Consider the following 12,543-nt stretch of genomic DNA (forward strand, 5'->3'; position numbering starts at 1 on the left):
ATATTGCCTGACTGGGAAAGTGGTAAACTTAAAGGGTTGATAAAGGAGTGTGGAATGGACATCTGGTTGTTGGTTGCGTTAGTACTAATGAGCCTGTTTTTGATCGTGGTCGTTATTGCCGCGAGCAACAATGGCAGTCATCTAAAAGGCAATGTGGTGATTTCCCTTACTGCAGTGGCTCTGAGTGTGCTTGTTTGGTCTCAACTGAAACAGGAGACGCCTCAACTTCCTTTAGATGAGAGCAATAGTTACACGGCAACAGATTTCGAAGGTGAGCTTCAACAAAGCCTCAAACAAGACCCGAATCAATCTGACTTGTGGTTTAAGCTTGGTGGTGTGTATATGCAGAAAGGGGAGTTTGATGCAGCGTATACTTGTTATGACTACGCGATTCGATTAGATCCTCAAGCACCATCGGGCCTTTATGCTGCCAAAGCAACCGCACTTTACTATCTTAGCTCCCAAGCGATGAGCGATGACGTGAATGCGTTGTTGGATCACTCAATACAGCTTGATCCCAACGATCGTACGGCATTGATGCTGATTGCGACCGATCACTTCATCAGCATGCGCTATCAACAAGCGATTGATGCCTGGACTCAAATCCTCGATTCCAATCAAAAAGGGATTGATCGTGTTTCGATTATTCATTCGATCAACCAAGCCAAACAGATGATCCGCTAGGCTTGGTTAATAGGCTGTTCTTCCTGATTAGCTTTTGAAGCTATTTGTCTTTGAAGCGATTTGCTTTTGAAACGACTTACCTTTGAAGCGATTAGCCTCTAAAGCCATTAATCTCTCAAGTTATTGGCTTTCTTGCATTTCGATTAACCCACCAGCGTTATGGATTTGAGTAAACCCTTGAGCTCGTAAGAATTGATAGGCTTGTCCTGAACGGTTACCACTGCGGCAATACAAAACGATCGGTTGGTCTTTATCTATCTTAGCGAAGTGAGTAGCGACTTCAGAAAGAGGGTAGTTGATGGCGTTGTCCAGATGCTCCTGTTTGAACTCTGCAGGTGTTCTGACATCAACCAATAATGCGCCTTTCTCTATTAATTCCCACCCTGTCTCAGCACGCTCAGAGGCGTGAACACCTGAACTGAGTAGTGCGATACATAATGCTGAAAGTGAAAGTAAGGTCTTCATTGTTTATTCCTTGAATTGGCGAGTGGATCGGGGAGGAGATATGGATGTGTATTGCCCCAAAATCTAAAAAAACCAGCCACACAATATTAGTGTGACTGGTTTTTACGTAATGGTCTAATTGAAGAAACTAGTATTCGTAGTTGGCTTCACGTTTTTCAGCTTGCTCTTCCCACTTAGGAACAACCGTGTCTAAGAAGTGTTGTTTCTCAGCATTCATCTTATCCATGTCCATTCCAAGCGCTTTTTGAGCCGCTTCTTTTGTCGAGATGTCTGGAATCTCGATTGGATCAGTGATGCCTTTCTTCGCCAGTAGACGAACAATCTTGGTACGAGCATCTGCTGCGCGGTCAACGGCAGTACCTAGCACTTCTAGAGCGATTTCAGGTGCATGCATATGAACGCCGTGAGACGCAATGGCGTAGTCCCAACGCCATTGAGCGTGACGGATATCCAGTAGGATAGGCTCCATCTCTTGCTCTGTCGCACCTGCTTCCCATGCCGCGCCGGCTTCAAAGTGAGCGGCAACGATTTGTTTCTCAGCGGTCAGCTTCATGTTTAGCACTTGCGCTTTACGGCTTGAAACGATGTTACGCATAGTTTCTTTAGACTGAGTATGACAGTTTGCACACGTATCTTCGAAGCGGTCGAATGGGTTACCCACTTTATGGTCGGTATAAACGGTGCCGTCTTCTTTGGTCACTTTCGGCATATGACAATCAACACAAGCCACTTTGTTTTTGCCGTGAATACCTTCACGCCATGTTTCATAGCCAGGGTGCTGTGCTTTTAGCATTGGAGCTTTAGATACTTTGTGCGTCCAATCTTTAAAGCCAATGTCATCGTAATACTCTTCCATTTGTTCAACACGAGTCCCTTTATCCCAAGGGAACTTCACGCCTTTTGTTGGCCCTGTGAAGTAGTATTCCACGTGACATTGAGCACAAACGGAAGCTTGTTGATCTAAACGACCTTGGTCTTCAAACTTCTTACCAATCGCTTCGAATGCACGCTCTACATAAGGACGAGTCACTTTCAGCGCAGGCTCACCGTTTTTAAAGCCTTCGCTTTGTGTGTCATGACAGTCGGCACAGCCAATAGGGTTAGTGATTTCACTACCAAGACGCGCCCATTTACCTTCGAAGTAACCATCTTCGCCACGCTCTTCGATAACACGTGCTACATCAGGGCTCTTACAGCTCCAACATGCCATTGGCATTGGACCAGAGTTTTCGTCAGTTGGGCCACCTGTACGAAGTGTTTGTCGTACATCATCAAGGGCATAAAAGTGCCCACGGGCTTTGTTGTAATCTTTTGCAAACCCATAGCCAGCCCATAGGATGACCATATTTGGATCTTCTTTTAGTGCATCTTCAATGGCTTCGCTTTCTGAAGTCTGTCTCCATGAATGATATTGATCTGGGTGGTTTTGCTCGAACTGGTCGTTACGAGGATCGCCAATTTCTTTTTGTTCAGACGCAGCAAAACTGGTCGCGCTTGCTAGTGATGCGCTAACCATTAATAGTGCTGTGACCGAATTACGTATCCAATGCTTTTTCACAGTGATATCTCCAATATACTGATTTTTATACCAAGCGTTGTGAGTTTGCTATTCAAATTAAGAACTGGAGAATTCCTGTTTATATTAATTCATAAACAAACACATTTTGTTACGTGTTGAGTATTGCTTGTTTTAGATCAATTAATGGTAGTGACTTCAATCACGTTGAAGTTTATATAACCCTAAAGTGGTATTGGTGGTTACATTTTTTAGAGATTAATTGAGAATTATTATCATATATAACAAGCAATTACCTGAATTGGCTATGATATAAATAGGGTGATTGTCTTCACAGATTAACCCATTCAAATTTCGTATTACCCAATTAGAGGTATATTCTAACTGTAGAAAGCGTTGTGGCTTATCCAAAATAAGAATTGATATCATTTAAACGATAATAATATCGTTTAAGGGTACTTTTGTTTAACCGGAATATTATTTAGTTGAGAGTTAAATAATGCCGGTATAAGGAAAGGATAAAATGGGCAATATTAAATTGGCCATAGTCATAATGCTTAAATCCCTTCTAGCATTCTGCCTCTATGGTTATTCCATTCATGCTGTTGCTGAGCCTGCTGTTACGCAAGTAGGAGAGTCAACAAGACATGAAGTCGAATTAATACGTGACAAAGACTACAAGTGTGTTCAATGCCATAAAGATTCAAAAGAAACGGTATTGGGTTCACATGGTGAAAGTGCACACGCTTTACTTGGTCGTGAAGTAAATTGTACCGACTGTCATAGTTCTATTAGCCCCGATCACCGTGAAGGTGCGCCTGAAGTGGTGAAGTATCGCGCGGCTCAATCACAACCGGGAACCGAAAAGGTATTCCTAGACCCTAGCTTAATTTTAGATGCCAATAGCCAATGTATAGATTGTCACAAACCGGATGATCTGCGCGAAGCGAGTTGGACCCACGATGTTCACGCGCAAAACTTAACGTGTTCAAACTGCCATGATGTTCATGCGACTGAAGCAAAGGTGTTGGGCTTAGATAAAAAGCAAACCATCAAGCTGTGTGTGGATTGCCATTCAGACTTCAACCAGAAGAAAGAAGAGGAGTAATCTATGAGCTGCTCAAGAAGAAACTTTTTAGCAGGCGCTGGTGCCGTTATTTTTACCACGGGTGTAGCGGGAACTGCGGCGGTGACAAGTCGTAAAACGTTGGCCAATGTTCAAGAAGATGGTGCTAAACGTTATGGAATGATTCATGACGAAACCGCGTGTATTGGTTGTACTGCTTGTACAGAAGCGTGTCGTGAAGTGAATAAAGTACCTGAAGGCGTGTCGCGCTTAGAAATTATTAAGAGCGAACCCCAAGGCGAATATCCAAATGTTGATTACCGTTTTACTCGTAACTCTTGCCAACATTGTGATAACGCGCCTTGCGTGATGGTATGCCCAACAGGCGCGGCCTATAAAGATGAAAAAACTGGCATTGTTGATGTGCATAAAGAGAAGTGTGTCGGTTGTGGTTACTGTTTGTTAGCGTGCCCGTATCAAGTGCGTTTCTTCCACCCAGAGAACAAATCGGCTGATAAATGTAACTTCTGTCGTGATACCAATCTTGCACAAGGGAAGTTGCCTGCTTGTGTCGAATCTTGCCCGACCAAGGCACTAGTATTTGGCGATCTAAATGACCCTAAGAGTGAGATAAACCAGGTGCTTAAATCTGAAGTGGTTTACAGGGATAAAGCTTATCTAGGCACTCAGCCAAAACTCTACAAAGTGCCACACCAAAAAGGGGAGATTTGATTATGAGTGCATGGGACACAGCTTTTCAGTCTGGTACCGTGGTATGGGACTGGATTATAGCTATCTATCTATTTCTCGCGGGGATGTCGGCAGGTGCCGTAATGATCTCCATTTACCTAAAACGTAAGGTCATTGAAGGTGATCCTGCTCATAATGGTGTGCTAAAGGCCACGGCTTTTCTTGCGCCATTTGGGATCATTTCAGGTCTGTTGATCTTGGTCTTCCACCTGACAAAACCGTTATCATTTTGGAAGATCATGATCTTCTATAATCCAACGTCTGTGATGTCGATGGGTGTGATTTTATTTCAAGTATATATGGTGATCTTGTTCCTTTGGATAGGCATTATCTTTCGAGATCAAATAGTCACATTCTTAAACGACCAAGCATGGTTAAAAGGGCGACTCGATTTCGTAGGTAACTGGATTGGCAAATTAGAAGTGTTTGAAAATGCTTTGGAAATCTTCTTAGCTGTTCTTGCTCTGATGCTTGCCGCTTATACCGGATTCTTGTTGTCAGCTTTGAATACCTTCCCACTATTGAATAACCCAGTACTGCCGATTTTGTTCTTGTTCTCGAGTTTATCTTCGGGTGCGGCGGCGTGTATTTTATTTGGTGTGTTGGTCTTTAAAGAATCACCTCATAGCCCGAGTATTTCATGGATCCACGGATTTGAACGCCCGGTAGTGATGTTTGAGTTGTTTGTTCTTATTACTTTCTTTACTGGGCTGGTCTTCGCTGGTGGTCAAAGTGAACAAGCAGTATGGAACGCAATTGGCAGTGGTTTCTGGGCGAGTTGGTTCTGGTATGGTGTCATCGGTGTCGGCATGGTTTTACCGTTGTTGCTTAATGCAGTGACACCAACCTCAATCCGCCATAGCTCGGTGTATATTTTTTCTGTGACTTCGCTAAGCCTAATGGGTGTATTAATGCTGCGAACTTTTGTCCTTTATGCAGGGCAGTTAACGATAGCTTAATTTCGCGCAAGTTTATTAGTGAGCAGATGTCGGATAATAAACATCTGCTTATTAATGAACATGTTTTTAGTAAACATGAGATGCGTGTTCAGATCGGCTCTGCTCTAGCGGAGCCTTATTGAGGTGATATGGTCGGTTCTTTGGGGCTGTTTAGTTTAGTGTTGGTTGCTGTACTCAGTAGCATTATTGGTGTGCATTCGTTTTATCAAATGCTAAACAAACGGACGCAAAATATAAGTTTAATCCGCAGTTTCTCTCTTTCAAGTGCATTGCTTTCTCTCACTTCTGTCGCATTGCTTGGCTATGCTTTTGTCAGTGATGACTTCTCTATTCTTTATGTCGCTGAGCATTCAAATACTCAATTACCCTCATTTTTTAAGCTCGCAGCCGTATGGGCTGGCCATGAAGGTTCCTTGTTATTTTGGGTGCTGACGATCAGCGTCTGGTCTGGCGTGATCGCCTTACAAAAACACTATTCGAATGAATATCAAAGCCGTGTGTTGTGGGTAATGAATCTACTGCTCGCGATATTTGCTTGGTTCACCTTATTCGCATCAAACCCATTTGAAATGAATTCGATTTTGCCGCTAGAAGGGCGTGACCTTAACCCAATGCTGCAAGATGTCGGTCTGATTTTTCACCCTCCATTACTTTATCTTGGCTATGTCGGCTTTTCTGTGGTGTTGGCGTTTGCCGTTGCAGCCTTACTGGTAGATCCAATTGAGTTTGATTGGGTTGCCCATTGTCGCAGTTGGTGTTTGGTTGCTTGGATCTTTTTAACCGCAGGGATCATTCTTGGTTCGTGGTGGGCTTATTACGAATTAGGTTGGGGCGGCTGGTGGTTCTGGGATCCTGTTGAAAATGCCAGCTTGTTGCCGTGGCTTACTTCGACCGCTTTGCTGCACAGCCTAGGCGTTGCAAAGGGCAAACAACAACTACTGAAATGGTCTCTCAGTCTTGCTTTTATTACGTTTTGTTTGAGTATCTTAGGCACCTTTATTGTTCGTTCTGGCGTACTTACATCGGTACACGCTTTTGCTGTTGACCCAACCAAAGGTATCGCACTGCTGCTTATATTGGTTTTGGTACTGGTGAGCTCATTTTCTCTGCTTATCGTTAGAGGGGAGTCTTTTGAATCAAGCCCTATTACCAGCTTCGCCAGTAAGAGCTTTTTGAGTTTAGTCGCGGTACTCATTTTTGTTCTCGCAACAGCCGTGGTCGTTTTCGGCACATTTTATCCAATGGTATTTGAACTGCTTGGACTGGGTAACATATCGGTAGGTGCGCCTTACTTTAATCTATTGATTGCACCTTTGGCGTTGCTTGCGTTGGCCGTCGTAGGTTTAGCCCCTTTGTTGAGTATTAAGCCTCAAGCGTCGAAAGGCGTTATTATGTTGATAGCTCTAGCATCTATTTGTCTAGGGTCAGCCTGTTACGTTTTGCAAGTAGACAAGATTCAAGTGATGGCTCTGATGACATGGTCACTCGCATTTTGGGTTTTACTCACTCACGTTTATGGCTTGGCAGTAACGCACAGTTCCAAGTTCCAACGCAAAGTCTGGGTGATGACCTTTGCCCATGTCGGGGTTGCGGTATTAGCGGTAGGTGCTGCCATGAATAGCTACCACTCGTCTGAGCGCAGTTATAAGTTAAGCCCAGGAGCGGAAGTCGAGTTCATGGATTGGACGCTTGCTCATCGTGATACTGAGCTGTATGTCGCTTCAAATTTTACCGCAGAGAAGGCGATACTCAACCTAGAGTCTGGCGAGCAGAGCTTTCCTATTTCGCCGGAAAGAAGACACTACCAAGTTCGAGTCATGAACATGAGTGAGCCCGCAATGAAGTGGTTCTGGCATGGCGATGTTTATATCACCATGGGAGAGAAAGTAGACTCAACAGGCTATGCATTCCGTGTTCAGTACAAGGCGTATGCACGCTGGATTTGGTTTGGTGGGTTGTTCTCCATTCTCGGCGTTTTACTCTCATTAACTCATCGTAAAAAGAAAACCGTTAAGGCGTCACAGTATGCATACCAGCGTTCGTAACAAGCTCATCACGTTAATTGTCTTGGTATTAGTGATGGTGTTGGGGTTTGCCTTTGCACTCAATAATAAGCAGCAATCCACGACTGTGTCGGAGCAGAAGAGGGCATTTCCAGAATTCGTGTCTACTGCGTTAGCCAATAGCGAAGGCATCAGTAGCAAACAGAAAATTACGTTGACTGATGTTACTCAGCATCCTTATCAACTAGTAAATGTATGGGCGTCGTGGTGCGGTATCTGCAAAACCGAACATGCTTTTTTGCTCAAACTTCATGACAAAGGCATTCCAATTGTTGGGCTCAATTATCGAGATAACTCTGCGGCAGCAATTAATGTGCTATCGAACGACGGCAATCCGTATTCAACGGTGATCAGTGATCCTCAAGGTAAGCTAGCGTTAGAGTTGGGCGTAATTGGCACCCCTGAAACGTATCTGGTCGACGCTGATGGCCAAATCATTAAGAAGTTACTGGGCGTGGTCAATGAACCTGTATGGCAAGAAGAACTTGCGATGTATTTTGATGGTGTGAATCTATGGTGAAGTCTTTAATACAAACACTCGTTATGCTGTCTACGCTTATGTTTGTTAGTTTTCCGACTTTGGCGGAAGACTTGTTTACAGCCAGTAATAAGGATACGAGTATTCAAGTTGAACTCTTTGAGTTTGAAAACCCAGAACAGCAGCAGCGCGCTATTACATTGGCAAAAACGCTACGTTGTCCGCAATGCCAGAACCAAAATCTGGTTGAGTCGAACTCTCCGATAGCAAAAGACTTGCGCCTCGTTGTATTCAATATGGTGAAAGCAGGTCAGAGTAATAATGAAATTACTCAATATATGACAGAAAGGTTCGGTGAATTTGTGCTCTATAAACCGGCAATGAGTGTTTCAAACTTATTACTTTGGCTACTTCCGAGCCTATTATTTCTCTTATTTATATATTTATCAGTAAAAAGTGTTAGAAAGCGCTCATAAAAATTATGTATTACTGTTTACCAATTGACCTGTATTTTGTAACATTAAAGGATTATAAAGGCTAAGCACTGTTATATAAGGATGTATCTGTGGATAACGTAATCTCAAATTTAAAGAAAGAGTTCCATACTCATGTACGTTCTGACAAATGGGCAGAAAAATACAGTGCGAAATCGAGCATTTCTACGCTCACTCAAGAAGAGTTAGCTGAATTAGAAAACGCTTGGGTTCAACTTGTCATCTGGAAGCAAACTCAAGTAAGTTGAACGTTCTGTAAAAAGTGTAGTCTTAGCCGCAACTGATTAATTTATAACCCCATGTTGGTCATCCCAATGTGGGGTTTTTTGTTACCTGAAAAATTATTGTTATAATATAACAATTTGTGCGTAGTCGACCTTGAAAAAAATTGTTAACAGCCTCATAGTGTCTATCATTAGATAGTTAGCTACAAAATATTGCCTAGACATATAATGTAGTGTCGTTAAACACATCGAATTTTCAAGTGAGTATAGCTATGGCGGAAGTGCGTGCCAGAATAGATTTCAAAGTAGGGGTAACAAGCAGTATTGATGCTGAACTTCTGTCTTTTCATGGATTGAAAACAGACAAAGAGCATGTTGCTGTGATATTTAAATCAGCAGATAAGACACAAGACATACCTCTAGTTCGTATGCACTCTGAGTGCCTTACTGGAGATGTTTTCCATTCTTCTCGCTGTGACTGTGGCGAGCAACTAGACGAAACCATTAGAATTATGGGTGAGACGGGCGGCGTGATTCTTTACTTACGCCAAGAAGGCCGTGGTATTGGTTTATACAACAAAATCGATGCATACCGTCTGCAAAGCGAAGGTATGAACACTTACGAAGCCAACAACCACTTAGGCTTTGGTGATGACTTACGTGATTTTACTGAAGCAGCGGAAATGTTACGCGCTTTAGGCACCACAAAAATCCGTTTGGTGACCAACAATCCTAAGAAAATCAATGAACTTAAATCTTTTGGTATTGAGATTGAAGAAGTGGTGAACACCTCTGCTCATATCAAATCGGGTAATGAAAGCTATCTGAAGGCGAAAGTTTCACACGGTAAGCATAACCTAGATATCTGATTCGCTTGCTTGTTGCGCTTAACATAAAAATGTTTAAAGACCTCACATATGTGAGGTTTTTTTGTATTTATCTTGCAATAAAATTGTAAGTTTGTATTATTCAAATCCGTAGTGCAAATGATAATGGTTTGCACTATTACTACGAATAATAATTTAAAGCTCAACAAGGATGCTTCATGACCATTAAATCTTTAGTGACAAAAGCAGTAACTTCGTCACTCATTTTTGCCTCTGCTTCTTCTTTTGCAGCAGTAACTCAAGATCAAGTTGTAGAACACTATGCAGATATTGCTCATGCCGTGTTTGCAGATTCAGTAATTACAGCAAAAGCGTTGAACTCTTCTATTGATACCTTCTTAGCTTCTCCTTCTGCTGGCAACTTCGAACAAGTAAAACAAGCTTGGCTTGAGTCTCGCGTACCTTACCAACAGTCAGAAGTATTCCGCTTCGGCAACGCTGTTGTTGATGATTGGGAAGGCCAACTGAACGCATGGCCATTAGATGAAGGCCTGATTGACTACGTATCTTCTGATTACCAATATGAGCTTGGTAACGAAGGTGCTAGCGCAAACATCGTGGCTAACAAGACTTTCCAAATTGGTCAGACTACTGTTGATGCAACTAACATTACTCCAGAGCTAATCGCTGACTTGAACGAGATCGGCGGTTCTGAAGCGAACGTAGCGTCTGGCTACCACGCAATTGAATTCCTACTTTGGGGCCAAGATTTAAACGGCACAAACAGCGGTGCAGGTGAGCGTGCTTACACTGATTTCGTTGTTGGTGCTGAGTGTACTAACGGCAACTGTGACCGTCGTGGCGCATATCTAAAAGCATCTGCTGAGCTACTTATCCAAGACCTAGAGTGGATGGAAAAGCAGTGGGCTGAAGGAGAGAAAGGTAACTACCGTCAAGAACTGCTTTCTGAATCTAGCGAAAACGGCCTACGTAAAATGTTATTCGGCATGGGTTCACTGTCTCTTGGTGAGCTTGCTGGTGAGCGTATGAAGGTGGCTTTAGAAGCTAACTCTACTGAAGATGAGCACGATTGCTTCTCTGATAACACGCACAACTCTCACTACTACAACGAGCAAGGTATCTACAACGTTTATACGGGTCTATACAAGCGTGAAGACGGTACTCTGCTTTCAGGTCCTAGCCTGTTTGACCTAGTAGAGCAAAAAGATGAGCAAGCTGCGAAAGAGATCCAAAAGCAGTTTGACTTAGCACGTGCACAAGTTGGCCAGCTTGTTGCTTCTGCAGAGAAAAACAACCAGCATTTCGATCAGCTAATTGCTGCTGACAACGCTTCGGGTAACGCACTAGTAAACAAAACAATTGTTGCGCTAGTGTCTCAAACGGCTGCGATTGAGCGTGCTGCTGGTGTGATTGGCATTGATAGCCTTAACCCAGACACGGCTGATCACGAGTTCTAAGAACCCGAGACGAAAATCATAAAGGGCTCTCATTGAGCCCTTAATTGTTTGTTACTCATGAAAGTGACTCCCACATAAAAACTAAAATCAAAAACACAGCAAGGCAATGTATGAAGTCGTATCTCTCAGCCTCACTATTAACCGCACTGTTTTTCTTAGCTCCATTACATGCCCATGAAACCTACTCAGGTGGCAAAACAACCGTGAAGAAAGAGGGAGCAAACGCTTTTTCTCTTCCTGCTGCCAACCTACCAATGAGCAAACGCTTAGATTTCAGCGTAGGTAACAGCTTCTTTAGAAACCCTTGGGTTCCTGCACCATCATCAACCGATGCACGTGATGGATTGGGCCCATTGTTCAACACCAACGGTTGTCAAAACTGTCACATCAAAGATGGTCGTGGCCACGCGCCAGAAAAAGGCGATGAGAACGCGGTATCCATGCTGGTTCGCTTGAGTATTCCTGCTGAAACACCAGAGCAGAGACAAGCCTTTATTCGCGATGGTGGCATTCCAGAACCGACTTACGGTGGACAGCTACAAGATTTCGCGCTTCAAGGTGTGAAACCAGAGGGTAAAGTGAACATCAGCTACACCGATGTTCCTGTTGAATTCAAAGACGGCACGGTTGTTACTCTACGTAAACCAACATTAAAAATCACTGAACTCGCGTTTGGTGAAATGCACCCTAAAACAGAATTTTCGGCTCGTGTTGCGCCACCAATGATCGGCCTAGGTCTGCTTGAGAGCATCCCACAAGAAACGATTCTTGGCTTCGCGAAGCAACAAGCTGCGGACAGCCAAGGCGTAACAGGCAAAGCCAATTATGTTCTTGATGTTCAAACCAACGAAATGGCGTTGGGTCGATTTGGTTGGAAAGCCGGACAGCCAAACCTAATGCAACAAAATGCTGCAGCATTTAACGGCGATTTGGGCTTAACAAGCAGCTTGTTCCCGAACGAAAACTGCACATCAGCTCAATCAACCTGTGATGATTTTCCAAATGGTGGTGAACCTGAAGTCAGCGATAACATCCTAGATTTTGTTGAGTTCTATTCGCAGCATTTGGCGGTTCCAATTCGTCGTAACGTTGATAAGCCTGCGGTTGTTCAAGGTAAAAAACTGTTTAAAGATATTGGTTGCCAAAGTTGTCACCAAGCTGAATTCCGCACGGCAGAGCGTGAAGGTTTGCCTGCATTGTCTAAGCAGTTAATTAGCCCATATACCGATATGTTGCTGCACGATATGGGTGAAGGCTTAGCGGATAACCGTCCTGAGTATCTTGCGAATGGCCAAGAATGGCGCACCACGCCATTGTGGGGATTAGGCTATACCAAAGAAGTGAATGGTCACACCTTCTTACTTCATGACGGTCGTGCGAGAAATGTTATGGAAGCTGTGCTTTGGCATGGCGGTGAAGCAGAAATGGCGAAACAAAACGTTTTAGAACTTAGTAGCAGCGAGCGTGAAGCACTATTGGCGTTCTTAAACTCGTTATAAGCTGAGTTGAATTCAGTTTAGTTAACGGCTAATGACTTAA

Annotated in this window: 13 protein-coding genes; 11 read left to right on the forward strand and 2 right to left on the reverse strand. The window is 43.5% G+C overall.

Annotation, left to right across the window (positions count from 1 at the left end; all coding sequences use genetic code 11):
• The first annotated feature begins 54 nt into the window (after positions 1–54).
• Entirely contained in the window at positions 55–684 is a 630-nt protein-coding gene (locus tag FTW16_RS02025) for a tetratricopeptide repeat protein (RefSeq protein WP_146489869.1), read from the forward strand.
• 120 nt (positions 685–804) lie between these two features.
• On the opposite strand, the gene FTW16_RS02030 is transcribed toward FTW16_RS02025, so the two are convergent.
• Together FTW16_RS02030 and nrfA are read right to left on the reverse strand one after the other, a co-directional pair.
• Positions 805–1,149 (reverse strand): rhodanese-like domain-containing protein, encoded by a 345-nt coding sequence (locus tag FTW16_RS02030; protein WP_146489870.1) that lies wholly within the window; start codon positions 1,147–1,149, stop codon positions 805–807.
• A 127-nt stretch (positions 1,150–1,276) separates the two neighbouring features.
• Positions 1,277–2,707 carry an ammonia-forming nitrite reductase cytochrome c552 subunit gene (gene nrfA, locus FTW16_RS02035; RefSeq protein WP_179946910.1) on the reverse strand — a complete coding sequence of 477 codons (1,431 nt, stop codon included), beginning with the start codon at positions 2,705–2,707 and terminating at the stop codon, positions 1,277–1,279.
• 481 nt (positions 2,708–3,188) lie between these two features.
• Here nrfA and nrfB point away from each other — a divergent pair, with 481 nt between their 5' ends.
• The 10 genes from nrfB to FTW16_RS02080 all read left to right on the forward strand — a co-directional run bounded on the left by nrfB (position 3,189) and on the right by FTW16_RS02080 (position 12,503).
• Positions 3,189–3,773: a cytochrome c nitrite reductase pentaheme subunit gene (gene nrfB, locus FTW16_RS02040; RefSeq protein ID WP_146489871.1), complete on the forward strand. Its 585-nt coding sequence runs from the start codon at positions 3,189–3,191 to the stop codon at positions 3,771–3,773.
• 3 nt (positions 3,774–3,776) lie between these two features.
• On the forward strand, positions 3,777–4,463 hold the full coding sequence (gene nrfC, locus FTW16_RS02045; RefSeq protein WP_060982429.1) for a cytochrome c nitrite reductase Fe-S protein: 687 nt from the start codon (positions 3,777–3,779) through the stop codon (positions 4,461–4,463).
• Between the two features lie 2 nt (positions 4,464–4,465).
• Positions 4,466–5,440, forward strand: coding sequence for a cytochrome c nitrite reductase subunit NrfD (gene nrfD / locus FTW16_RS02050; protein ID WP_146489872.1), 975 nt, complete (start codon positions 4,466–4,468; stop codon positions 5,438–5,440).
• 128 nt (positions 5,441–5,568) lie between these two features.
• Positions 5,569–7,485, forward strand: coding sequence for a heme lyase CcmF/NrfE family subunit (locus FTW16_RS02055; protein ID WP_146489873.1), 1,917 nt, complete (start codon positions 5,569–5,571; stop codon positions 7,483–7,485).
• Positions 7,466–8,023: a DsbE family thiol:disulfide interchange protein gene (locus tag FTW16_RS02060; protein ID WP_146489874.1), complete on the forward strand. Its 558-nt coding sequence runs from the start codon at positions 7,466–7,468 to the stop codon at positions 8,021–8,023. Before FTW16_RS02055 ends, FTW16_RS02060 begins: the two co-directional genes overlap by 20 nt.
• Positions 8,017–8,457: a heme lyase NrfEFG subunit NrfF gene (gene nrfF / locus FTW16_RS02065; protein ID WP_146489875.1), complete on the forward strand. Its 441-nt coding sequence runs from the start codon at positions 8,017–8,019 to the stop codon at positions 8,455–8,457. The genes FTW16_RS02060 and nrfF overlap by 7 nt, the downstream gene beginning before the upstream one ends.
• An 89-nt stretch (positions 8,458–8,546) precedes the next feature.
• Entirely contained in the window at positions 8,547–8,723 is a 177-nt protein-coding gene (locus tag FTW16_RS24420) for a hypothetical protein (protein WP_060982434.1), read from the forward strand.
• 248 nt (positions 8,724–8,971) lie between these two features.
• Positions 8,972–9,568 (forward strand): GTP cyclohydrolase II, encoded by a 597-nt coding sequence (gene ribA / locus FTW16_RS02070; RefSeq protein ID WP_009848836.1) that lies wholly within the window; start codon positions 8,972–8,974, stop codon positions 9,566–9,568.
• A 176-nt stretch (positions 9,569–9,744) separates the two neighbouring features.
• Positions 9,745–11,004 carry an imelysin family protein gene (locus FTW16_RS02075; RefSeq protein ID WP_146489876.1) on the forward strand — a complete coding sequence of 420 codons (1,260 nt, stop codon included), beginning with the start codon at positions 9,745–9,747 and terminating at the stop codon, positions 11,002–11,004.
• 110 nt (positions 11,005–11,114) lie between these two features.
• Positions 11,115–12,503, forward strand: coding sequence for a di-heme oxidoredictase family protein (locus FTW16_RS02080; protein ID WP_146489877.1), 1,389 nt, complete (start codon positions 11,115–11,117; stop codon positions 12,501–12,503).
• The last annotated feature ends 40 nt before the right edge of the window (positions 12,504–12,543 follow it).

Source organism: Vibrio sp. T20 (assembly GCF_007858795.1).
Classification (GTDB): domain Bacteria; phylum Pseudomonadota; class Gammaproteobacteria; order Enterobacterales; family Vibrionaceae; genus Vibrio; species Vibrio satsumensis.

Coding starts and splice junctions, on each gene's coding strand:
- FTW16_RS02025 (WP_146489869.1), top strand. CDS start 55: ATGGACATCTGGTTGTTGGTTGCGTTAGTACTAATGAGCCTGTTTTTG.
- FTW16_RS02030 (WP_146489870.1), bottom strand. CDS start 1,149: ATGAAGACCTTACTTTCACTTTCAGCATTATGTATCGCACTACTCAGT.
- nrfB (WP_146489871.1), top strand. CDS start 3,189: ATGGGCAATATTAAATTGGCCATAGTCATAATGCTTAAATCCCTTCTA.
- nrfC (WP_060982429.1), top strand. CDS start 3,777: ATGAGCTGCTCAAGAAGAAACTTTTTAGCAGGCGCTGGTGCCGTTATT.
- nrfD (WP_146489872.1), top strand. CDS start 4,466: ATGAGTGCATGGGACACAGCTTTTCAGTCTGGTACCGTGGTATGGGAC.
- FTW16_RS02055 (WP_146489873.1), top strand. CDS start 5,569: ATGGTCGGTTCTTTGGGGCTGTTTAGTTTAGTGTTGGTTGCTGTACTC.
- FTW16_RS02060 (WP_146489874.1), top strand. CDS start 7,466: ATGCATACCAGCGTTCGTAACAAGCTCATCACGTTAATTGTCTTGGTA.
- nrfF (WP_146489875.1), top strand. CDS start 8,017: ATGGTGAAGTCTTTAATACAAACACTCGTTATGCTGTCTACGCTTATG.
- ribA (WP_009848836.1), top strand. CDS start 8,972: ATGGCGGAAGTGCGTGCCAGAATAGATTTCAAAGTAGGGGTAACAAGC.
- FTW16_RS02075 (WP_146489876.1), top strand. CDS start 9,745: ATGACCATTAAATCTTTAGTGACAAAAGCAGTAACTTCGTCACTCATT.
- FTW16_RS02080 (WP_146489877.1), top strand. CDS start 11,115: ATGAAGTCGTATCTCTCAGCCTCACTATTAACCGCACTGTTTTTCTTA.